This is a genomic window from Rhizobacter sp. P2_H3 (assembly GCF_056403355.1).
This window is the reverse complement of record NZ_JBFUFQ010000525.1, coordinates 1-771: the sequence shown is the minus strand read 5'-3', so window position 1 is coordinate 771 and position 771 is coordinate 1. Positions and strand designations below refer to the sequence as shown.

1 protein-coding gene is annotated in these 771 nt (G+C 64.9%); it reads right to left on the bottom strand.

Features of this window, described 5'->3' with window-relative positions:
- Positions 1-164: 164 nt before the first annotated feature.
- Positions 165-771: trigger factor (locus AC1D1T_RS32830; RefSeq protein ID WP_477993549.1), on the bottom strand; the 607-nt coding region annotated here is incomplete at its 5' end.

Sequence of the window (771 nt, the reverse complement as noted above, 5' to 3'; positions counted from 1 at the left end):
GACTTTGTGTTTCCAGCGCGCTCATGATCGTCCTTGCGTCCTTGAGGAGGTTCGTGATAGTCCCACGGAGATTGGGTTTGATTATGTCGCGACAAGGCCGCGTTCAAAAACAAAGGGCGCCCAGGCCTTTCAGCCCGGCGCCCTTCGCATGACGGCTGACGAAATCAGCCGGCCATCAGTTCGTCGAACGGCAGCACCTTGTCGGTGACCTTGGCCTTGCCCAGCACGAAGTCGGTCACGTTGTTCTCGATGACCACGCCTTCGACCTCGGCCATGCGCTCGCGGCTGCCCAGGTACCAGCGCACCACTTCGGCCGGCTTCTCGTAGCTCTGCGCCATCTCTTCGATGTGCGCCTGCAGCTGCTCGGGCTTGGCCTGCAGGTTGTTCGCGCGGACCAGCTCGGCGACGACCAGGCCCAGGCGCACGCGGCGCTCGGCCTGCGGCTGGAAGATCTCGGCGGGGATCGGCGCGGTGTCGGCGTCCTTGATGCCGCGCTTCTTCAGGTCGGCGCGGGCGCCTTCGGTCATGCGCTCGACTTCGCCGTTGACCAGCGAGGTCGGCAGGTCGAGCTCGGCGCTCTTGACCAGCGCGTCCATCACCGACGACTTGTTGCGGGCCAGCACGCGGAACTTGACCTCGCGCTCGAGGTTGCGCTTGATGTCGGCGCGCAGTGCGTCGACGGTGCCTTCCTTGATGCCCAGCGACTTGGCCAGCGCATCGTTGACCTCGGGCAGGTTCTGCGCCTCGACCTTGTTCAGCGTGACCAGGAAG